A 21,584-nucleotide genomic window follows, 5' to 3' on the forward strand; every position below is an offset into this window, starting at 1 on the left:
GAGCGGGCGACCGCGCGCGGGCCGGGCGGCGGCGGCGCCCGCCGCGGCGGGCCCCCCCCCCCCCCCCCGCGACGCGGCGCCGCGGAAGGGAGCACGGTGGCCCTCGATGATGGGGTGGTCCTCGACGGTGCGGCGGTGCGCCGGTGGTGCAGGCTCGCGGCGGAGGCCCTCGGACGGACGAGGGCCGAGATCGACGCGCTCAACGTGTTCCCCGTCCCGGACGGCGACACCGGCACCAACCTGCACCTGACCGTCATCGCGGCGGCCGACGCCCTCGACGAGCCGCCGGGCGGCGCGGACCCGTGGCGGACCCTGGCGCAGGGCGCGCTGCTCGGCGCCCGCGGCAACTCCGGCGTGATCCTCAGCCAGGTGCTCCGGGGGCTCGCCGACGTCCTCGGCCCGCTGGAGGGGCCGCCGGACGGCGCGGCCTTCGCGGCCGCCCTCGGCCACGCGTCCGTCCTGGCCCGCGGCGCCGTCGAGCACCCCGTCGAGGGCACGATCCTGAGCGTCCTCGCCGAGGCCGCCGCGGCCTGCGCGGCGGCCCCCGGGACCGGGCTGCCCGAGGCCGCGCGGGCCGCCGCCGCGGGCGCCCGGCGGGCGCTGCGCCGCACCACCGGGCAGCTGGACGTGCTGGCCCGCAGCGGCGTCGTGGACGCCGGGGCGGCCGGGCTCTGCGTGGTGCTCGACGCCCTCGTCGCCGTGATCACCGACGAGTACCCCGAGCGGTACGACGTCCCGCACCGCGCCGCCGGGACGGCCGCGCCCACCGCGCCGGCCCCCGCCGCCCAGGGCTTCGGCTACGAGGTGATGTACCTGCTGGACGCGCCCGACGACGCCGTCCACACGCTGCGGGAACGCCTCGACGGCCTCGGCGACTCCCTGGTCGTGGTCGGCGGTGACGGGCTGTGGAACGTGCACGTCCACGTCGACGACGCGGGGGCGGCCATCGAGGCGGGCATGGCGGCGGGGCGCCCGCACCGCGTCCGCGTCACCTACCTGCACGCCGCCGAAGGCGGACCGCACGCGCCGCACACCGGCCGCGCGGTGATCGCCGTCACCGCGGCCGACGGGCTGGCCGCGCTGTTCGAGCAGAGCGGGGCACGGGTCGTGCGGCGCGAGCCCGGCGCCGTCCCGCCGCTCGCGGTGCTCGCCGAGGCCCTCCTCGCCGCCGGCGACGAGGTGGCCGTGCTGCCGAACGAACCGGAGGTCCTCGCCCTCGCCGAGGCCGCCGCGGAGCGCGCGCGGGACGGCGGGGCGCGCATCGCGGTGGTCCCGACGAAGGCGTCCGTCCAGGGGCTGGCGGCGCTCGCCGTGCACGACCCGCTGCGCCGCTTCGCGGAGGACGTGATCGAGATGACCCGCGCCGCCGGCGCCACCCGCTTCGGCCACCTGGAGGTCGCCGCGCAGGAGGCGGTGACGAGCGCCGGCCTCTGCCGGCCGGGCGACGTCCTCGGCCTCATCGAGGGCGACGTCGCGACGATCGGCGCGGACCTGGCCGCGGTGGCGCGCGACGTCCTGGACCGGATGCTGTCGGGCGGCGGCGAGCTGGTCACGCTGATCCCGGGGCGGCACGCCCCGCCCGGCCTCGCCGCCGGACTGGAGGACCATCTGCGCCGCCGGCGGCCCGACGCGGAGGTCGGCGTCTACGCCGGCGACCAGGAACGCTACCCCCTGCTCATCGGCGTCGAGTGATTCCCGTCGCCCCCATCGGCTAGAAAAGACCCGTGGCAACTCTCGACGAGCCGTTGCGCAAGGTCCTCGGCGACAAGACGGCCAACGCCCTGAAGAAGGGCCTCGATCTGCACACGGTCGGCGACCTTCTGCACCACTACCCGCGCCGCTACGCCCACCGCGGCGAGCTGACGCAGCTCAGCGGGCTGCAGGACGGCGAGCACGTGACGGTCATGGCCGAGGTCGTGAAGGTGCAGGGCCGCTCCCTCACCCGCAGCCCCGGGTACGTCCTGGAGATCACCGTCACCGACGGGACCGGCGAGCTCAAGCTCAGCTTCTTCGGCCGCAAGGGCTCCTACCGGCCCGAGAAGGAGCTGTCGCCGGGCACCCGCGGCCTGTTCGCCGGGAAGATCAGCACCTACGTGCCCCGCAGCGGCAGGGCCGTGCGCCAGCTGGCCCACCCGCAGTACAAGGTCGTCCACGAGAAGGGCGCCGAGGAGGCCGCGCAGGAGTGGGCGGACGAGATCATCCCGATCTACCCGTCCAGCAAGTCGCTGCCCATCGAGGCGATCAGCACGTCCGTCGAGACCGTCCTGGACCAGCTCGACCTGCCGGACGACCCCATGCCCGGCGCGCTGCTGCGCCGCCGCGGCCTGATCGGCCTGCGCGAGGCGTACGAGGGCATCCACCGCCCCGGCACCTGGGACGAGCTGGGCCGCGCCAAGGCCCGCCTCAAGTGGGACGAGGCCTTCGTCGTCCAGGTGGCCCTGGCCCAGCGCCGCGTCGCCGCCGCGTCGCTGCCCGCCAAGCCCCGCCCCCCGGCCTTCGAGGGCGTCCAGCCGGAGTTCGACGCGCGCCTGCCCTTCGAGCTCACCAAGGGCCAGCGCCAGGTGGGCGACGAGATATCCGCCGACCTCGCCAAGAGCCATCCCATGCACCGCCTCCTCCAGGGCGACGTCGGCGCCGGAAAGGCCCAACCGCTGGATTCCGAGGTGCTGACACCAGGAGGATTCCGGCGGATGGGCGACCTGGTGCCGGGCGATGAGGTGATCACGCCCGGCGGCGAGGTCACCGTGGTGCGCGGGGTCTTCCCCCAGGGCGAGCGTGACGTGTACCGGCTGGTCTTCTCCGACGGCACGTCGGTCGAATGCGACGACGAACACCTCTGGGCCGTCAAGACCGACACGGGCTGGCACAGGGGAAGCCCGCTCAAAGTGATGACGACACGGCAACTGCGCCAGGATCTTCTCCGCAAGTCCGGCGGGAGCAAGTGGTATGTGCCTCTGGTCGAGGCCCCCGAACTGGACTCGCCCGTGGATCGCCCGATCGACCCCTACCTGCTGGGCCTCCTGCTCGGCGACGGTTTCATGAAGGACGGGCGGGTCGAGATCTCGTCTCGCGACCAGGAGATCATCGACGCGGTGGCCGAGCTCGCTCCGGACGGTTGCAGGCTCCGCCGGAAACAGGACCGGCCGCTCGACTGGTCGATTCTGGGCCTGCGTCGCGGGAGCGGGAATCCGCTGATCGCCGCGCTTCGGGATCTCGGCGTCTACGGGAGGGGAGCGCACGACAAGTACGTTCCGTGGGGCTACCTGAACGCACCGATCAAGCAACGCCACGCGCTCTTGCAGGGCCTACTGGACACCGACGGGACGTTGCGGGCCGAGGGCAGCGACGTCAGCCTGCTCTCCGCATCGAAGCATCTGGCCGAAGCGACCGCATGGCTGACGCGTTCACTCGGCGGCTACGCACGGTGCCGGAGGGTTCGCAAGGAGGGCAAAGACTACTGGGTGACCAGCGTTGCGCTGCCGAACGGCTACCCGCCTTTCAGGCTGTCCCGCAAGGCCGAAAGGCTCCGGCCCCGCACGAAGTACGAACGGCGTCGCAAGGGCATCCGCGCCATCGAGTACGTGGGACGCAAGGAAGTCCAGTGCATATCCGTCGCCCATCCTGAGCGTCTTTATGTGTCGGACGGCTGGACTCCCACCCACAACACCGTGGTCGCGTTGCGGGCGATGTTGCAGGTGGTGGACGGGGGAGGGCAGGCGGCGCTGCTCGCGCCGACCGAGGTGCTGGCGCAGCAGCACTACCGGTCGATCACCGGGATGCTCGGCGACCTCGCGCAGGCGGGCCAGATCGGCGGCGCCGAGCACGCCACCCGGGTGGCGCTGCTGACCGGGTCGCAGGGGGCGAAGGCGCGCAAGGAGGCGCTGCTGGAGGCGGCGTCCGGCGCGGCCGGGATCGTCGTCGGCACCCACGCGCTGCTCCAGGAGACCGTCCAGTTCGCGGACCTCGGGCTCGTCGTGGTGGACGAGCAGCACCGGTTCGGCGTCGAGCAGCGGGACGCCCTGCGCGAGAAGGTCGACGGCGGCCGCCCGCACGTGCTGGTCATGACGGCGACGCCGATCCCGCGCACGGTGGCGATGACCGTCTTCGGCGACCTGGAGACCTCGGTGCTCGGGCAGCTCCCGGCGGGGCGGTCGCAGATCCAGACGCACGTCGTGCCGCCCGAGAAGCCCGCGTTCCTCGCCCGCACCTGGGAGCGGATCAAGGAGGAGGCGGCGAACGGCCGGCAGATCTACATCGTCTGCCCGCGCATCGGCGAGCAGGAGGGCGACGAGGGCGACGCCGTCGTGGACGAGGAGGGCGAGCGCCGGTCCCCGCTCGGGATCATGGAGGTGCTGCCGAAGCTGGAGGAGCTGCTCGACGGGCTGCGCATCGGCGTCCTGCACGGCAAGCTGCACCCGGACGAGAAGGACGCGGTGATGCGCCGCTTCACCGCGCGGGAGCTGGACGTCCTGCTCGCCACCACGGTCATCGAGGTCGGCGTGGACGTGCCCAACGCCACCGTCATGGTGATCATGGACGCGGACCGGTTCGGCGTCTCCCAGCTCCACCAGCTGCGCGGGCGCGTAGGGCGCGGCTCCCTGCACGGGCTCTGCCTGCTCGTCACCGACGCGGCGCCGGGCAGCAAGGCCCGCGAGCGGCTGGACGCGGTCGCCTCCACCACCGACGGGTTCAAGCTGTCCCGCCTCGACCTGGAGCAGCGCCGCGAGGGCGACGTGCTCGGCGCGGCGCAGGCCGGGCGCTCGTCCAGCCTGCGGCTGCTCACGCTCCAGCGGGACGAGGACGTCATCCGCGACGCCCGCGAGGAGGCCACGGCGCTCGTCGAGGCCGACCCGGGCCTGGCGGACCACCCCGGCCTGGCCACCGTCCTGGCGTCCCTGCTGGACGAGGAGCGCGCCGACTTCCTGGAGAAGACATAACAGATATTGCCGACCTATTTGGTTGACAATAGGGCGCGGGCGGGACACGATGAACACGTGAACCCGAGTCGTGCGCTGATCGCCCGCCTGCACGTCGACCTCCGGCGCCAGGCGAGCGCCCTGTGTCCCCGTCGCTGATCCCGACCCCCCGGCGGGCCCGAACCCGCCCCCGGATCCGACGGCCGACCAGGAGGCCACGCCCATGACTCGCCCCATCCGGCTCGACCAGGCCGAAGAATTCCTCCGCGACCCCGACCCCGCGACACGCGCCGAAGCCCTCACGGCCCTCACCAGAGCCGCCCGCACCGGAGAGGCGCCGCGCGGCACCGGCGACACCTTCGCCTGGGCCCTCGCCGACGACCACGAGAACGTCCGCCGCGTCGCCGCCGACGCCCTGCGCGACCTGCCCGAACTCTACTTCGGCGACGACGGCGTCGACGCCCTGCTCCTCGCCGCCGCCCGCGGCCGCGACACCACCGTCCGCGACACCGCCGCCGACCTGATCGGCATCCTCGCCAAAGGCGCCGCCGAACTGTACGCCCAAGGCTTCGAGGACGACGAACCACAGGTCCGCATCCAGGCCGTCCTCGGCCTGACCGCGCTCCGCGAGACCGCCCGCGTCGCCGAAGCCGCCGACGACCCCTCCCGCGAAGTCCGCGTCGCCGTCGCCGAAGGCCTCGGCCGCCTCGCCCACCCCTCCGGCCTCCCCGCCCTCGAACACCTCCTCACCGACCGCGACCCCGTCGTCCGCATCGCCGCCCTCACCACCGCCGCCGAACTCGGCGTCCCCGAACCCCTCGAAGGACGCGTCGTCACCGCCACCGCCCACGCCAACTGGCAGGTCCGCCGCCACGCCGTCCGCGCCCTGGCCGAAGCCCGCCCCGACGTCGCCGTCCGACCACTGCTCAAAGCCCTGCACGACCGCACCGTCGACGTCCGCCGGGCCGCCGTCCAAGCCCTCGAACAATGGGCCACCGACATCCCCGAGGTCATCACCGCCCTGACCGAAACCCTCACCGACCCCGACCCAGGCGTCCGAACCCAAGCCCGCTGGAGTCTTGCTTAAGGCTTTTTTTCTCCTCCTTCGGGCCTGGCGGCCCTGCTGTGTCTATTGCAGTGCCCTCCTCCTTCGGGCCCGGAGGGCCCTCCATCGTCGGGCACTGCGGCGATCGCTGGCATCGCTCCGGCTCGCCTTGCGGCTCGCTGCGCGATCAGATTCTTGCTTCGCTCGAATCTGCCTTCGGACGCGATCGCGGCCATTGAGGTTGTTGCGTGGTGCTGTGGGGGGAGGTTGTTGCAGTGGTGAGTTTTTGTTGTGTTGCTTGGCTCGCCTTGCGGCTTGGGGGGGTTCCTCGTGATCGTTGATCGATCGCGAGGGTGACGTGGCCGGTCCTTCGGTACGGCGTTGGAGCGGCCACGAACGGGTCGTCAGCGTGGCACGGCGCTGGCGGCCCGTTCTTATTGCCTTTTTCCTCCTTCGGGCCATGGCGGCCCTCCATCGTCGATAAAGGCGGGCGATCGCTGGCATCGCTCCGGCTCGCCTTGCGGCTCGCTGTGCGGTCAGATTCTTGCTTCGCTCGAATCTGCCTTTGGACGTGATTGCAACCATTTTGGTTGTTGCGTGGTTCTGTGTGGTTGAGGTTGTTGCGATGGTGGTGGTCGGGAGGCGCCCTTTTCGGCGGTGCGGTCAGGAATCGCGGGCGTGGCGCCTGCGGGTCGCCGCGACGGCGGCGCTGCCCGCGGCGATGGCGGTGAGGCCGAGCGCCACCAGGGGCAGCGCGTCGCCGCCGGTGAAGGGCAGCTCCTTCGGCCGGCGGCGGCCGCCGGCCTGCCGGAGGCCACGCCCGGGGCGGACGGGATCTGCGGCAGCAGAGGCGACGACGGCACTGACGGGGGTTCGGGAACGGGCTCGGAGGCGTCGGCTCGCCGGGCGGCGGCGTCGGCGGTGCCGGAGGCGTGGGCGGTGTCGGAGGCGTCGGGGGAGTCGTGCGCGCCTCCCAGCCCGCGCCGACGCAGGCGCCGGCCGACAGATGCGCCTAGAGGGGTGTCCCGCCCGCAGGCGTCACCGGCGCGCCCAGGTCCGCGTCGGCGCTGAGGAGCCTGCTGCCTCCCGACACCTTGGCGTGGGTCTTGACCGACAGTGCGGCGCCGCCCGCGGGTGACTTGGCGCGACCGTCCAGGCGGGTGGCCGTCCTGACCTTGGCGCCGTTCAGTGAGGCGGTGGCACGGGTCCGCGGCCGGACGCCCGCGCCGGCCTTCGGCGTGCCGAGCCCCGCGCCGACGTCGAGACCCGCGCTGGTGGTCTTCGTGCGCTCGTCGTCACGGTGGGCCTGGCCTTCGCCGGGCTCTTGGCCGTCTTCGGTCCGGAGTTGAGACCGGCTGCGAGCGGGTCGCCAGCGTGGCACGGCGCTGGTGGCCCGCCTTGCGTGCTCACACCCTCGCCGTCAATCGATCGAATCTCCGCGCAGACGCCCGCCCCCTGCGCGACCCCGCGACGACCCCAATGGTCGCGATCGCGTCCGAAGGCAGGTTCGAGCGAAGCGAGAACCTGATCGCGCAGCGAGCCGCAAGGCGAGCCGGAGCGATGCCAGCGATCGCCCGCGTCTCTCGACGATGGAGGGCCGCCAGGCCCGAAGGAGGAGAGAAGCGCAATACTTAAACAGTGAGCAGGGTCATCGCGGGGAGTGCCGGGGGGCGGCGGCTGGCCGTCCCGCCGGGACGGGACACCAGGCCGACCAGCGACCGCGCCCGGGAGGGGCTCTTCTCCACGGTCCTGGCCCTGCTCGGCCCGCTGGACGGGCTGCGCGTCGCCGACCTGTACGCGGGCTCGGGCGCGGTCGGTCTCGAAGCGCTGTCGCGGGGCGCCGGCCACGCGCTGCTGGTCGAGTCGCATCCGCGGGCGATGAAGGTGATCCGGCAGAACGCCGGGACGCTCGGGCTGCCCGGCGCGGTCCCGTGCGCCGACAAGGTGGAGCGGCTCGTCCGCAAGGCGCCGGACGAGCCCTACGACCTCATCTTCGCCGACCCGCCGTACGCGCTGGCGGACGTGGCCGTGACCGCCCTGCTGGAGGATCTGCGCGACAACGGGTGGGCCACTCCTGACGCGCTGGTCGTCGTGGAGCGTGCGGCCCGGGGCCCGGCGCTTGAGTGGCCCGACGGCTACGAGGCGGAGCGGGAGCGACGTTACGGCGAGGCGGTGTTCTGGTACGGCCGCGCCGCCGGCCGTTGACATTCCGGCGGTTCGGGTAGAGGCATCCGCATGGAGCCCGGGATCGACCGCGCGGTGGCACGCATCTGGGTGATCACCCTGCTGCTGATCCTGGCGCTCCTGGTGAACGTCACCTACGTGCAGGGCTTCCAGGCGCAGGGGCTGCGGGACGACCCGCTCAACGCCCGCCAGTTCGAGGACCGCTTCAAGGTCGACCGGGGGCCGATCGTCGCGGGCGGCGAACGGCTCGCCTGGTCCGAGCAGGTCGGCGGCGACCGGTTCCAGCGCCGCTACAAGGACGGCGCCGCCTTCGCGCCGGTGACCGGCTACTTCTCGGTGTTCTCCCAGACGGGCCTGGAAGAGTCCGGGAACCACTTCCTGGACGGGACCGACCCTCGTCTCGCCACCACCAACCTCGTCGACAAGCTGATCGGCAAGCACGTCCCCGGCGGAACGGTGGTGTCCACCATCGACCCCGACGCGCAGCGCGCCGCGTATGAGGCGCTCCAGTCCAGCGGTGCCCGCCGGGGAGCGGCGGTGGTCCTCGACGCGCGCACCGGCGCGATCCTGGTGCTGGCCTCCACGCCGTCCTACGACCCGAACGAGGTGTCGACGCTCGACCGGGAGAAGGCCACGAAGGCTTTCGCCCGGCTCGGCGACCAGCCGCGCAAGCCGCTGCTCGACAAGGCCGCCTACGAAGTGTTCCCGCCGGGCTCCACGTTCAAGACCGTGGTCGCCGCGGCGGCGCTGAGATCCGGCACGGGCGAGGACACGCGCGTCAAGGCCGGGCGCAGCTACAAGCCGCCGGGCGCGGGGCAGGCGATCAACAACGACGCGGGCGACATCGGCGGCTCCTGCGACCTGCCCCGGATCCCCCTCATCGAGGCGTACGCGCAGTCGTGCAACACGACGTTCGCCTACATGGGCGCCCAGAAACCGGGCAACGACGCCGTGAAGGCGCAGGCGGACAGGTTCGGATTCGGTGAGCGGATCGAGTTCGCGGACGGCCTGAAAAGCGCCCCCAGCTCTTTTCCGGCGACCGACCAGCCGTCGCTCAGCGCGCTCGGCTCCATCGGGCAGGGCAGCACGGTCGCCTCGCCTCTGCAGATGGCCATGGTCGCCGCCGCGGTCCTCAACGACGGGGAGGTCATGCGGCCCCGGCTGGTGGACAGGCTGCGCGCGCCCGACGGCGCGACGGTCGACAGGATCTCGCCCCGGCGGATGTCCCGCGCGCTGACCGGGGACCAGGCGAAGCAGATGCGGGACATGATGGAGGCCGTGGTCGAGCGGGGCACCGGCAAGTCCCTGCGGGGCACGTCCATCCTCGGCGGCAAGACCGGGACCGCCGACGTCGAGGGCGCCTCCTACAACGACCGCTGGTTCATCGGGTTCGGCCCGCGCAGCGATCCCAGGTACGCGGTCGCGGTGATGACCGAGGCGTCCGGGTACGGCATCGAGTCCGGCCCCCTCGCCGCCAGGATCGTCGACGCGCTGGGCGGTTGAGGAGGGCCCCGGCGAGCCCGGTGGAAACCCGGCCGAATGCGATTTGGTACGTTCACGCCGCAGGTCAGAAACCGGGACCGAAGGGGTTCGCGCCGTGCGCCGTGTCGTCTGTCCGGGATCGTTCGACCCCGTCACCAACGGGCATCTCGACATCATCAGCCGCGCCTCCCGCCTCTACGACGAGGTGGTCGTCGCCGTGCTGATCAACAAGAGCAAGAAGAGCCTGTTCACCGTGGACGAGCGCGCCGACATGATCTCCGAGGTCACCCGGGAGTACGGCAACGTCTCGGTCGACACCTTCTACGGGCTCACCGTCGACTACTGCAAGGAACAGGACATCCCGGTGATCGTCCGGGGGCTGCGGGCCGTCAGCGACTACGAGTACGAGCTGCAGATGGCCCAGATGAACCACCGGATCGCCGGCGTGGAGACGCTGTTCATGGCGACCAACCCCGAGTACGCGTTCCTCTCGTCCAGCCTGATGAAGGAGGTCGTGAGGTTCGGCGGGGACGTCTCCGGCCTCGTCCCCGACAGCGTCCACGACCGGCTGGTGCAGCGCCTCCAGAAGGGCGGCTGAACGGCCTGCCCCTGGTGGACGGGCCGCGAGTTGGGTCAGCGGCCGGTGTTCGGTACCCTGGGACATCGGCCATCACAGGCGGCCGCCGTTCCACCATGCCTCACGAAAGCAGGATTCCGCTGACACGCAACGACCCCAGCGCTCCGTTCAAGCTCGACACCCGAGCTCTGAGCAGGCAACCCGGGTCGTCGCGGGAGGAGCACCTGTCCGTGCCGGCACCGGAGAATTTCGGCGTCGAGATGGTGGGCGTCCCCGAGGGCGCCGCGATCGAGCTGGACCTCCGGCTCGAAGCGGTCCTGGAGGGGGTGCTCGTCACCGGCACGGCGACGGTCCCTCTCAAGGGGGAGTGCTCCCGCTGCCTCGACCCGATCGCCTCGACCTTCGAGGCGGACTTCCAGGAGCTCTACGTCTACGACGACACCCGCTCGGGCGGGAACGCCGAGGACGACGAGCTCCGCCTCGAGGGCGACCTGATCGACCTCGAGCCGGTCCTGCGGGACGCGGTGCTGCTCGCACTGCCGCTGTCCCCGCTGTGCCGGGACGACTGCCCGGGCCTGTGCCCGGACTGCGGTGCGCGGCTCGCCGACGTCGAGCCGGGCCACCGCCACGACGTCGCCGACCCCCGGTGGGCGGCGCTGCGGGACCTTGCCGGCGACATCGCGCCGGCAGCCCCCGACCGGGGGAACGGGAGCTCCGGCACCCGTGATTCATCGGATCGAGAAGGAAAGCAGGAGGGCTGACGTGGCCGTCCCGAAGCGGAAGAAGTCGCGCAGCAACACGCGGCACCGGCGTTCGCAGTGGAAGACCGCGGCGCCGAACCTGGTCGAGTGCCCGACGTGCCGCGACCACAAGCTGCCGCACACTGCGTGCGCGACGTGCGGAACCTACGACCGGCGGCAGGTCATCGCCCCGTCGGCCTGAGTCTTCTCGCATCCTGGGGGGCGGAACCGCGCATGCGGCCCGCCCCTCACGGTGCGGAAGGACACGCACCCCGACCACCCGGCGCGTGACGTCGGCGTGGTGACCGGCGCGGAGACTGCGCCCGGAGCCGTGGTGCACGCCGGGATCAGACCGACCGGCGCGCACCTCGTCTTCGCGGACCCTCCCCGCCGAGCGTCCTCGCCGTCCCGGCCCATCGGCCGCGCGCCGCAGAGGCGACCGCGCGCTGCGCGGTGCACGGCCTGCGAGGAGGGCCTGTGAGCGCTAAGAAGAGCGAACCCGCGCCGGACCGCGCGGAACTGACCGGCGCGCTCGGTGTCGACGTGGGCGAGGAGCTGCTCGAACGCGCCCTGACACACCGTTCCTACGCCTACGAGAACGGCGGCCTGCCCACCAACGAGCGCCTGGAGTTCCTCGGCGACTCGGTGCTGGGCCTCGTCGTCACCGACACCTTGTTCCGCGGCCACCCCGACCTGCCCGAGGGGCAGCTCGCCAAGCTGCGCGCCGCCGTGGTCAACATGCGCGCCCTCGCCGGCGTCGCCCGCGGCCTCGGCGTCGGCGCCCACATCCGGCTCGGCCGCGGCGAGGAGGGCACCGGAGGCCGCGACAAGGCCTCGATCCTCGCCGACACGCTGGAGGCGCTGATCGGCGCCGTCTACCTCGACCGGGGCCTCGGCGAGGCGTCCGCGCTGGTGCACCGGCTCTTCGACGGGCTGATCAAGCGGTCGGCGGGCCTCGGTGCAGGCCTGGACTGGAAGACCTCGCTGCAGGAGCTCACCGCCGTCGAGGAGCTCGGCGTCCCCGAGTACCACGTCGCCGAGAGCGGCCCCGACCACCAGAAGACGTTCCGCGCCTCCGTGCGGGTCGGCGGCCAGACCTACGGGTCCGGCGAGGGCCGCAGCAAGAAGGAGGCCGAGCAGCACGCCGCCGAGGCCGCCTGGAACGCCATCCGCGAGATCGTCGTCCAGCGCGAGGCGACCCAGGCCGAGCCGGCGCCGCAGGAGGAGACCGAGGGCCACGACGCGGCCAGGGAGGCCGGGCAGGCGGCGCAGGCCGGTGCCTGAGCTCCCCGAGGTCGAGGTCGTCCGGCGCGGCCTGGAGCGCTGGACGACCGGCCGCACCGTCGTGGCCGCCGAGGTCCTGCACCCGCGGTCGGTGCGCCGGCACGCCGAGGGCCCCGCCGACTTCGCCGGACGGCTCGCCAAGCGCACCATGCTGGCCCCCCGCCGCCGCGGCAAGTACCTGTGGATCCCGCTCCGGGACGAGGAGGACGGCGCCCCCGGCGAGGCGGTCCTCGCGCACCTCGGCATGAGCGGGCAGCTGCTCGTCGGCGAGCCCGGCCGGGAACGCGAGAAGCACCTGCGGGTCCGTGTCGAGTTCGACGACGACGGCCTCGACCTTCGCTTCGTCGACCAGCGGACGTTCGGGCACCTCATGGTCGCCGACCTCGTCCCCGACGCCTTCGACGGGCGGGCCCTCGTCCCCGAGCCGATCGTGCACATCGCCGCCGACCCGCTGGAGGACGCCTTCGACGCGGAGGCCTTCTACCGCGCCCTGCGCCGCCGCAGGACCGGGATCAAGCGGGCCCTCCTCGACCAGTCCCTCGTCAGCGGGGTCGGCAACATCTACGCCGACGAGGCCCTGTGGCGCGCCAGGCTGCACTGGGCGCGGCCGACCGAGACGATGACCCGGGCGGACGCCGCGCGCGTCCTGGAGGCCGCACGAGAGGTCATGGCGGCCGCCCTGGAGGTCGGCGGCACGTCCTTCGACAGCCTCTACGTGAACGTCAACGGCGAGAGCGGCTACTTCGAGCGGTCCCTCGACGCCTACGGGCGCCGGGACGAGCCCTGCCGCCGCTGCGGCGCCCCGATCCGCCGCGACGAGTTCATGAACCGCTCGTCCTACAGCTGCCCGGTGTGCCAGCCGCGCCCCAGGCGGGCACGGTACTAGCGGGCACCGAGGGGGGACGATGGACGAGGACGACGAGACCGTGCGGCTCACGGCCTGGGTGCGAGGACGCGTCCAGGGCGTCGGGTTCCGCTGGTGGGTCAGGTCACGGGCGCTCGAACTGGGCCTCACCGGCAGCGCCACGAACCTCGGCGACGGCCGCGTCGAGGTCGTGGCCGAGGGCCCGCGCGGCGCCTGCCGCCGGCTTCTGGAGCTGCTGGACGGCGACGTCCCCGGCGGCGTTCCCGGACGTCCCGGCGCTGTGACCGGCGTCGTTGACCGCTGGGGCGCGCCGCGCGGAGAGGCCTCCGGGTTCCGGGAACGGTGACCGGGTAGGGAGTACCGGTTTGTACCTGCTAAACTAGGAGTGGAAGGTTGTTACCGGCCTGTGATGTGCGTCTTGACCAGGACAGCGCCCGGTGCGACTCTAGACGGTACGCGCACCTACATCAGCAGTTTCCCGTGCGCGATCCCTGCTGGTTACTCAGCGTGGAGGACCCTTAGTCATGGCGAAGGCTCTACTCGGCCACGTCGGCGGTCCCGACCCCCGGATGGTCGCGGAGATGCGGCGCCTGCAGCAGCGCGTACGTGACCTGGAGGCCGAACTCGTACGGCTCCAGGCGGAGAACGACGCGCTTGCGACGGCGACGGACGACGAAGTGATGTCGCTTCCGGTAAAGGAGCGCGAACCCGCGCTGACGTAGTTTTTTGCTTTTTTCTCCTCCTTCGGGCCTAGCGGCCCTCCATCGTCGATAAAAGCGTGCGATCGCTGGCATCGCTTCGGCTCGCCTGGCGGCTCGCTGCGCGATCAGGTTCTCGCTTCGCTTGAACCTGCCTTCGGACGCGATCGCGGCCCCTGAGGTCGCCGCGTGGTTGCGGTGAGGGCTGAGGTCGTCGCGATGGCCGCTTGCGCTTTGTGAGCACGGCTCGTCGGCTCGCCACGTGTTTCGGGTGCGCGGGCCCTCTGGCTTCCGGACGCTACCCAGCCGTCGATGTTGTCGCAAGTGCGCTGCCACGTACCCGCGTCAGCCTCGCGTGCCCTGAAGGGCCTCCAACCTCAGCGCTGGAAGCAACCGGGGCAAGATTCACCTTGCCTCGAACTCGCTGGGTGAGGCCAGGTGCTCACAGGCATCGAACCCGGCACCGACGCGCCCGACGACGCTGAGGCGCTCGCTGTAGCGCGCCCCCCTTCTCCTTCGGTCGGCCCCAATGTCGACGACGAGGCCGCCCGCCGAACCCGCGCCACCTTGCACAGCTCCATCAGCACCGCGACACCCACCGGAGCCGTCCCCACAGCACCCCACCACCGCGACGACCTCAACCGGCACAGCAACCCCGCAACAACCCCCACGCTCGCGATCGCGTCCGAAGGCAGGTTCGAGCTTGCGAGAACCTGATCGCGCAGCGAGCCGCCAGGCGAGTCGAAGCGATGCCAGCGATCGCCCGTTTTCTCGACGATGGAGGGCCGCTAGGCCCGAGTGAGGAGAGAAAACCAATGAGCACAGCGGTATGTTTCCTTGGATGTTCTGGTGGAGGACGGGTGTGAGGGGGCCGCTGGCGCGTGTATCTGAAGAATCTGACGCTGCGTGGTTTCAAGTCCTTCGCGTCCTCCACGACGCTCAAGTTCGAGCCGGGGATCACCGCTGTCGTGGGGCCCAACGGGTCCGGCAAGTCGAATGTGGTGGACGCGCTGGCCTGGGTGATGGGGGAGCAGGGCGCGAAGTCGCTGCGCGGCGGCAAGATGGAGGACGTCATCTTCGCCGGGACGGCGAACCGGGCGCCGCTCGGGCGCGCCGAGGTCGTGCTGACGATCGACAACTCCGACGGTGCGCTGCCGATCGACTATTCCGAGGTCACCATCAGCCGGCTGATGTTCCGGTCGGGGTCGAGCGAGTACGCGATCAACGGTGATTCGTGCCGGCTGCTGGACATCCAGGAGCTGCTGTCGGACTCCGGCATCGGCCGCGAGATGCACGTGATCATCGGGCAGGGGCAGCTCGACCGCGTCCTGCACTCGGGGCCGGAGGGGCGGCGCGCGGTGATCGAGGAGGCGGCGGGCGTCCTCAAGCACCGCAAGCGCAAGGAGAAGGCCCTCCGCAAGCTCGACGCGATGCAGGGCAACCTCACGCGCGTGCAGGATCTCACCGGGGAGCTGCGGCGGCAGTTGAAGCCGCTCGGCCGGCAGGCGGAGATCGCGCGCCGGGCCGCGGTGATCCAGGCCGATCTGCGGGACGCGCGGCTGCGGCTGCTCGCCGACGACCTGGTGACGCTGCGGACGAGGCTGGAGCAGGAGGCCGCCGACGAGGCCGCGATCCGGGAGCGGCGCACGGAGACCGAGCGGGCGCTGGGCGGGGCGCAGGAGCGTGAGGCCGTCCTGGAGGCGGAGGAGGCGGAGCAGGCGCCGAGGCTCGCGCAGGTCCAGGACACCTGGTTCCAGCTGTCGGCGCTGAAGGAGCGGCTCCGCGGCGTCGCCGATCTCGCCGCCGAGCGGCACCGCAACGCCGCCGAGGCGCGCGAGGAGGAGCGGCGGGGCCGCGACCCCGAGGACATGGAGCGCGAGGCCGCCGAGATCCGCGAGCAGGAGGAGATGCTCCGCGAGGCGCTGGACGAGGCCCGGGACGGGCTCTCCGGCGCCGTGGAGGAGCGGTCCGCCGCCGAGGAGGCCCTCGCGGCCGAGGAGCGCCGGCTGCAGTCCGCGGCCCGCGCCGCCGCCGACCGCCGCGAGCAGCTGGCCCGGCTGCGCGGCCGGGTCGAGGCGCTGCGCAGCAAGGCGCAGGCCGGGCGGTCGGAGATCGGGCGGCTCGCGGACGCGCGGGAGGAGGCCGACCAGCGCGCCGAGTCCGCGCAGGCCGAGTTCGAGGCGTTCGAGGCCGAGGTCGTCGAGGACCCGGCGCTCGCCGCCGAGCACGAGGCCGCGCAGGAGGCGCTCGCCGCGGCGAAGGACGCCGCCGAGACCGCCCGCGCCGCCGTGGACGGCCCGCGCCGCGCGTTGAAGGAGGCCCGGTCGGCTTCGGGTGCGGCCCGCACCGCCGACCAGACGGCGCAGAAGCAGGTCGCGGCGCTCCAGGCGCGGATCGAGGCCCTGAACCTGACGCTCGCCAGCGCCGCCGACGGCGGGGAGGCGCTGCTGTCGGCCGCGTCCGACGGGTCGCTCGGCGGGGTGCTGGGCACGGTCGCCTCGCTGCTGAACGTCCGGCCCGGATACGAGACCGCCGTCGCCGCCGCGCTCGGCGGCGCCGCCGAGGCCATCGCGGTCGGGTCCCTGGACACCGCCGAGGCCGCCCTCGCGCTGCTGCGCTCCCGCGACGCCGGACGGGCCGGGCTGGTCGTCGGCGGCGGGTCGCCGGCACCGGCCGAGCGGGTCGCCGGGGCCGACTACGCCGTCGACGCGGTCGGCGTCCCGGAGTCCGTGCGTCCCGCGTTCGAGCATCTGCTGCGGGACGTGGTCGTGGTCGAGGACGTTCCCGCCGCGGTCGCGCTCGTGCGCTGGGAGGCGTCGCTTCGGGCCGTCACGCGGGACGGGGAACTCGTCGGGGCGCACTGGGCGCAGGGCGGCGCCGCCGGTGGTGGGCAGGGCCTTCTGCAGATGCGCGCGACGCTCGACCAGGCCACCGAGGATCTCGCCGCGGCCGAGACCGCGGCCGCCGCTGCCGCAGACGGTCTCTCCGAGGCGGTGGAGCACGAGCACGCGGCCCAGGCCGCCGTCGAGGCGGCCGAGGCCGCGACCGGTGACGCGCGGGCGGGGGTCGACCGCGCGCAGGCCGACCTCGACCGCGTCCGCGCGCGGCTGCGGGAGTACGACGCGCAGGCGGCGCAGGAGGCCAAGCGCGCCGCGCGCCTGGAGGCCGACGTCCGGGCGGCGCGGGGCGAGGCCGAGCGGCTGACGAAGGCCCTCGACGCGGCCGGGGAGTCCCTCGAACGCGACACCGAGGCCGCCGAGGAATTGGCGGTGCGGCTCGCCGAGGCCGAGGAGGCCGCCGAGGTCGCCGACGAGGCCGGCCACGACACGGAGTCGCGCGACGAGCTGAACGCCCGCTGCCAGGAGCTGCGCACGGCGGAGATGGAGTCGCGGCTCGCGGTCCGCACCGCCGAGGAGCGCGTCCAGGCCATCGCCGGACGCGCCGACGCCCTCGAACGCGGCGCCCGCCGCGAGCGCGAGGAGCGGGCCCGCGCCGCCGAGCGCCGCGCTCGCCGGGAGGAGCAGGCCCGGGTCGCCAGGGCCGTCCTGCGGGGCGCCCGCGCGGCACTGGAGCGCATCGAGCACTCCCTCGCGGCCGCGGTGCGGCGCCGCGAGGCGGCCGAGCAGGCGAAGGCGGCACGCGAGGCCGAGCTGAAGGTCGTCCGCGGGCAGGTGCGCGAGCTGTCGTCGACGCTCGAACGTCTCGTCAACGTCGTGCACGGCAACGAGGTCGCCCGCGCCGAGCAGCGGCTGCGGCTGGAGCAGTTCGAGCAGCGGGCCCTGGAGGAGTTCGGTCTCGAGGTGGAGGCGCTGGTGTCGGAGTACGGGCCCGACCAGCCCGTCCCGGCCGACCCGGAGAAGGGCGAGGACGCGCCGCCCGCCCCGTACGAGCGGGCCGTCCAGGAGAAGCGCGCCAAGAGCGCCGAGCGTCAGCTCAACCAGCTCGGCAAGGTCAACCCGCTGGCGCTGGAGGAGTTCGCCGCCCTGGAGGAGCGGCACGCGTTCCTCACCTCCCAGCTGGAGGACCTGAAGAAGACCCAGCGCGAGCTGCTCGGCCTCGTCAAGGAGGTCGACGACCGCGTCCAGCAGGTGTTCGCCGCCGCCTACGACGACACGGCCCGCGAGTTCGAGCGGATCTTCGCCCGGCTGTTCCCCGGCGGCGAGGGCAGCCTCTCGCTGACCGAGCCGGGCGACATGCTCGGCACGGGCGTCGAGGTCTCGGCCCGCCCGCCCGGCAAGAAGGTCAAGCGGCTCTCGCTGCTGTCGGGCGGCGAGCGGTCCCTCGTGGCCATCGCGTTCCTCGTCGCGGTGTTCAAGGCGCGGCCGTCCCCGTTCTACGTGCTGGACGAGGTCGAGGCCGCGCTCGACGACACCAACACCCAGCGGCTCATCACGGTCTTCGAGGAGCTGCGCGAGTCGTCCCAGCTGATCGTCATCACGCACCAGAAGCGCACCATGGAGGGCGCCGACGCCCTCTACGGCGTCAGCATGCGCGGTGACGGCGTCACCCAGGTCGTCAGCCAGCGCCTGCGCGACCTCGACTGACCCGGCCGCGCGGTCACGGCTCGGCGGCGGGCGTGAACAGGTAGCCGCGCACCCCGGACCGGTCGCACCCGGCGTAGATCGCCTCCAGGCCGCCGGTGTCCCGGATGTCGACGCCGACGCACATGCCGTCGTCGCGCGTCGCCCGCGGCACGATGCGGAACAGCTGCCCGCCCTTCACCGGCTTGCCCGCCGGCGTCAGCCCGAACCGCTGCATCGGATCGTCGTCCCCGCACTCCTTCATGTGCAGCTTGGCGCGCTCGACGAGGTCGTCGAGCGTCACGCACCACAGCTTGCCCTTGGCCGTCCACGCCTTCAGCTGGAACGTCCCGGCGCTGTCGGGGACGGAGGTGAGCCGGATCCGCTGGAGCGCGTCCTCGGCGGCGCACTTGTCCTGCGACAGCTGCGGGTCCAGCCGGTCGTCGGGCAGGATCGACAGGCAGTCGCCGGTCCGCTCGTCGTCGGTCAGCGGCATGACCGTGTACCAGCCGGGCGGGGGCGGCGTCGCCTTGCGGGCCGCCCCGGGCGGCGTCTGCGGCCGGTGCGTCCCGTTCCCGCCGCCGAACACCCCCGTCAGCGTCGAGACCACCACGCCGATCGTGATGATCGCGGGCGCCGCCACGAGCAGCGACACGGGACGGCGGCCGGAGTGCCCCTGCGATGACGTCTTGCGGTGCCGCGCCCTCGGCGGCTGCGCCGCGTGCCGTCCGGAGGAGCTGATCTCGGAAGCCGGGGCGGGGGTGGTGCGGAGCGGAGTCGGGGGCCTCGCGGGGCCGAGGTCGAGCGCCGGCCGTCCGGCGACGCGCTTGTCGCCCTCCTCGGGGCCACGCGGGTCGCCCCGCACGGCGGCGGGACCGCACAGGCGGTCGTAGACCCGCAGCCACCGCTCGCGCTCGGCGGGGACGAGGCCGCATGTGGTCACGAAGGAGGTCACCAGTCCCCGGCTCGGCAGGGTGCCCGCGCTGAGGAGCGCGTCGACCCCGGAAGGGGCGACCACGCCGTCCGCGCGCATCCGCTCCTCGAGCTCGGAAAGGGGCAGGCCGGACCATTGCTGCAGGCTGCGCATCAGGTCGAGTAAATCGGCCGGGGCGCGCGCCTCCTCCGGCTGCGGGACCGCCCTCGGAGCCGACACCGGTGTCCTCCCGCGCACGGGGACGCTTGTTCTCGTGGGCATCGTAGCGATCTCCTCGTCCGGAATGACTAATGTTCGTTCTGCGGTCTTTGACAAGATCAATACCGTTATGAGTTCGGCGCTCGTCAACTGGAGGGCCCCCGCGATGCCGCGCTCCGGTGCACCGGTTCCGTCTGCTCTGCGGCGTTCCGTCGAGACCAGGGTCGGCACCACGTTCGTCCTGCTGATGCAGCTGCGCGTGCTCGTCATCGGGGTGACCGTGCTGGTGGACGGCCAGGTGCGCGGCGACCCCTGGGCGCTCGGCGTGCTCGTCCTCGCGGCCGTGGTGTCCGGCGTGGTGCTGGCGGGCTGGGAGAAGGTCGTGCTGCGGCTGTTCGAGCAGCCCGCGCTGCTGGCCTTCGACGTGCTCATCGGCTACGCGGTGCTGCAGGTGGGCGGGATCTTCGGCCCCTACTTCCTCGTGACGGTGGTGACCGCCGGTCTCGCCGGGCTGCTGTACCGGTGGCCGGTCACCGCGCTGCTGTGCGCGCAGCAGGCCGTCCTCTACTACGCGGCGCTCTACCGCAACGCGCCGTCCGCCGACGACGGCGGCATCGCCATGCCGCTGCTCGTCATGCTGCCCGTCTTCTACGGGGTCGCGGCGCTCGTCGGCACGGTGCTGCGCCGCCTGTTCGACGAGCACGCCGCCGCCGAGGAGACGCGCTGGCGGATGGAGGCGCAGGCGATGGCCGCCGAGGAGCGCACCCGGCTGGCCCGCGAGATGCACGACTCGCTGACCGCGACGCTGTCCGGCATCGCCCTGTCGGCGAACGGCCTGCCCGGCTGGGTCCGCAAGTCCCCCGACCGCGCCGAGCAGGAGGCGCGGCGCATCGCGACCGCCGCGCAGGTCGCCACCCGCGAGGCGCGCTCGCTCATCGCCGAACTGCGCGACGACTCCGCGGGCGTCCCGCTGGGCGACGCCGTGCGGGAACTGGCGGGGGAGTGGGAGGGGCGCACCGGCGTCCCCGTCCGGGTGGACGTCGCGGCGGGCGCGGACCTTCCGGCGCCGGCGCGGCGGGAGCTGGTCACGATCGTGCGGGAGGCGCTGGAGAACGTGGCGCGGCACGCGGACGCGTCCCGCGTCGACATCATCGCGGCGGTCGACGCCGGCGAACTGGAGGTGCGCGTGCGCGACGACGGCAAGGGCATGCCCGGGCGGCCGGACGACCCCGGGTGGCTGGACGCGCTCGCCCGCGGCGGACACTACGGCCTCGTCGGCATGCACGAGCGGGCCGGGAGGGCGGGCGGCCGGCTGGCCGTGCGCTCCGTCCCCGGCGGCGGCACCGAGATCACGGTGTCGATGCGGGCGGGGGGCCCGGAGTCCGAACCCGCGCGGACCGCCCTCGGGAGCCGGTGATGGACGAGCCCGTGCGGTACCGCGTCCTGGTCGTGGACGACAACACCTTCATCCGCGCCGGCCTCACCTCCGCGCTGGAGTCCACCGACGACATCGAGGTGGTGGGCGAGGCGGGCGACGGCCGCGAGGCCGAGGAGCTCGCCTGGCGGCTCGTGCCGGACGTCGTCCTGCTCGACGTCCGGATGCCGCGCGCCGACGGGGTGAGCGCCGCCGCCGCGCTGAGCCGGATCAGCCGCGTGATCATGCTCACCCAGGTGGAGGAGCCCGAGGTGATCCTGTCGGCCGTCCGCAACGGCGCCGTCGGCTACCTCGTGCACAACACCTTCACGGTGGACGAGCTCGCTACGGCGATCCGGGACACCGTCCGGCACCGGGCCCACCCCCTCTCGCACGCGGCCAGCGCCGCGCTCATCGACGCCGCGCGAACGGGCCGGCCCGCGGCGCCCGCGGCCGATCCGGCCGAGCAGCGCGCGCGGTTCGGGCTCTCCGCCCGCGAGGTCCAGGTCATGGATCTGATCGTGCGCGGTCATGCGAATCACGACATCGCGGCCAAGCTATTTCTCACCGAGAAAACCGTCAAGAACTACATCAATCGCATTTATGCGAAACTCGGCGTGCCGAACCGGGCCACGGCCATCGTGACCTGGCTCGGGATGCCTCCGGACGGCTGAGCTGGGCCTGCGCGATTGGGGCCCGTGCCTCCCGCCGCTAGGGCCCTAGGGCC

General features: G+C 73.1%; 18 protein-coding genes and 2 pseudogenes. 18 read left to right on the forward strand and 2 right to left on the reverse strand.

The window, feature by feature from the left end; translation table 11 throughout:
- Positions 1-96 precede the first annotated feature (96 nt).
- The 5 genes and pseudogenes from AB0C84_RS41525 (at position 97) to AB0C84_RS41545 (ending at position 6,003) form a co-directional block, all read left to right on the forward strand.
- Entirely contained in the window at positions 97-1,692 is a 1,596-nt protein-coding gene (locus tag AB0C84_RS41525) for a DAK2 domain-containing protein (RefSeq protein WP_361077198.1), read from the forward strand.
- Positions 1,693-1,724: 32 nt separating this feature from the next.
- Positions 1,725-3,449: pseudogene (locus AB0C84_RS41530) on the forward strand (LAGLIDADG family homing endonuclease); the annotation flags it as partial.
- 216 nt (positions 3,450-3,665) lie between these two features.
- Positions 3,666-4,937, forward strand: a pseudogene (locus AB0C84_RS41535) (ATP-dependent DNA helicase RecG); the annotation flags it as partial.
- Positions 4,938-4,994: 57 nt separating this feature from the next.
- Entirely contained in the window at positions 4,995-5,075 is an 81-nt protein-coding gene (locus tag AB0C84_RS41540; protein ID WP_361077255.1) for a putative leader peptide, read from the forward strand.
- 64 nt (positions 5,076-5,139) lie between these two features.
- Entirely contained in the window at positions 5,140-6,003 is an 864-nt protein-coding gene (locus AB0C84_RS41545) for a HEAT repeat domain-containing protein (RefSeq protein ID WP_361077200.1), read from the forward strand.
- A gap of 970 nt (positions 6,004-6,973) precedes the next feature.
- Here AB0C84_RS41545 and AB0C84_RS41550 read toward each other — a convergent pair.
- On the reverse strand, positions 6,974-7,342 hold the full coding sequence (locus AB0C84_RS41550) for a hypothetical protein (RefSeq protein ID WP_361077202.1): 369 nt from the start codon (positions 7,340-7,342) through the stop codon (positions 6,974-6,976).
- A gap of 257 nt (positions 7,343-7,599) precedes the next feature.
- Here AB0C84_RS41550 and rsmD point away from each other — a divergent pair, with 257 nt between their 5' ends.
- From rsmD to smc, 11 genes are all read left to right on the forward strand, one after another.
- Positions 7,600-8,166 carry a 16S rRNA (guanine(966)-N(2))-methyltransferase RsmD gene (gene rsmD / locus AB0C84_RS41555; RefSeq protein WP_361077205.1) on the forward strand — a complete coding sequence of 189 codons (567 nt, stop codon included), beginning with the start codon at positions 7,600-7,602 and terminating at the stop codon, positions 8,164-8,166.
- Between the two features lie 30 nt (positions 8,167-8,196).
- Positions 8,197-9,648, forward strand: a complete 1,452-nt coding sequence (locus AB0C84_RS41560) for a penicillin-binding transpeptidase domain-containing protein (RefSeq protein WP_361077208.1) — start codon at positions 8,197-8,199, stop codon at positions 9,646-9,648.
- Between the two features lie 94 nt (positions 9,649-9,742).
- The gene (gene coaD / locus AB0C84_RS41565; protein WP_361077211.1) at positions 9,743-10,225 is read left to right on the forward strand and encodes a pantetheine-phosphate adenylyltransferase; all 483 of its coding nucleotides are present in this window, start codon (positions 9,743-9,745) and stop codon (positions 10,223-10,225) included.
- Between the two features lie 95 nt (positions 10,226-10,320).
- Positions 10,321-10,965: a DUF177 domain-containing protein gene (locus AB0C84_RS41570; RefSeq protein ID WP_258938520.1), complete on the forward strand. Its 645-nt coding sequence runs from the start codon at positions 10,321-10,323 to the stop codon at positions 10,963-10,965.
- A gap of 1 nt (position 10,966) precedes the next feature.
- Positions 10,967-11,146, forward strand: a complete 180-nt coding sequence (rpmF, locus tag AB0C84_RS41575; RefSeq protein ID WP_067632153.1) for a 50S ribosomal protein L32 — start codon at positions 10,967-10,969, stop codon at positions 11,144-11,146.
- 275 nt (positions 11,147-11,421) lie between these two features.
- Positions 11,422-12,228, forward strand: coding sequence for a ribonuclease III (gene rnc, locus AB0C84_RS41580; protein ID WP_361077215.1), 807 nt, complete (start codon positions 11,422-11,424; stop codon positions 12,226-12,228).
- Positions 12,221-13,114, forward strand: a complete 894-nt coding sequence (mutM, locus tag AB0C84_RS41585; RefSeq protein WP_361077218.1) for a bifunctional DNA-formamidopyrimidine glycosylase/DNA-(apurinic or apyrimidinic site) lyase — start codon at positions 12,221-12,223, stop codon at positions 13,112-13,114. Before rnc ends, mutM begins: the two co-directional genes overlap by 8 nt.
- Before the next feature lie 19 nt (positions 13,115-13,133).
- Positions 13,134-13,439 carry an acylphosphatase gene (locus AB0C84_RS41590; RefSeq protein ID WP_179843341.1) on the forward strand — a complete coding sequence of 102 codons (306 nt, stop codon included), beginning with the start codon at positions 13,134-13,136 and terminating at the stop codon, positions 13,437-13,439.
- 178 nt (positions 13,440-13,617) lie between these two features.
- Positions 13,618-13,815, forward strand: coding sequence for a hypothetical protein (locus AB0C84_RS41595; protein ID WP_141577590.1), 198 nt, complete (start codon positions 13,618-13,620; stop codon positions 13,813-13,815).
- Between the two features lie 414 nt (positions 13,816-14,229).
- Entirely contained in the window at positions 14,230-14,508 is a 279-nt protein-coding gene (locus AB0C84_RS41600; RefSeq protein ID WP_361077222.1) for a hypothetical protein, read from the forward strand.
- 164 nt (positions 14,509-14,672) lie between these two features.
- Positions 14,673-18,335: a chromosome segregation protein SMC gene (smc, locus tag AB0C84_RS41605; RefSeq protein WP_361077224.1), complete on the forward strand. Its 3,663-nt coding sequence runs from the start codon at positions 14,673-14,675 to the stop codon at positions 18,333-18,335.
- Positions 18,336-18,348: 13 nt separating this feature from the next.
- Here the strand turns inward: smc and AB0C84_RS41610 are convergent, their stop codons facing one another.
- Positions 18,349-19,506 carry a hypothetical protein gene (locus AB0C84_RS41610; protein WP_361077227.1) on the reverse strand — a complete coding sequence of 386 codons (1,158 nt, stop codon included), beginning with the start codon at positions 19,504-19,506 and terminating at the stop codon, positions 18,349-18,351.
- A gap of 67 nt (positions 19,507-19,573) precedes the next feature.
- Here AB0C84_RS41610 and AB0C84_RS41615 point away from each other — a divergent pair, with 67 nt between their 5' ends.
- Both AB0C84_RS41615 and AB0C84_RS41620 read left to right on the forward strand, forming a co-directional pair.
- A complete protein-coding gene (locus tag AB0C84_RS41615; protein ID WP_361077230.1) occupies positions 19,574-20,860 on the forward strand; it encodes a sensor histidine kinase in 1,287 nt (428 codons plus the stop codon).
- Positions 20,860-21,531, forward strand: coding sequence for a response regulator transcription factor (locus tag AB0C84_RS41620; protein ID WP_361077233.1), 672 nt, complete (start codon positions 20,860-20,862; stop codon positions 21,529-21,531). Before AB0C84_RS41615 ends, AB0C84_RS41620 begins: the two co-directional genes overlap by 1 nt.
- Positions 21,532-21,584: the final 53 nt, after the last annotated feature.

The sequence above is a fragment of the Actinomadura sp. NPDC048955 genome (assembly GCF_040649435.1).
Classification (GTDB): Bacteria; Actinomycetota; Actinomycetes; order Streptosporangiales; family Streptosporangiaceae; genus Spirillospora; species Spirillospora luteofluorescens.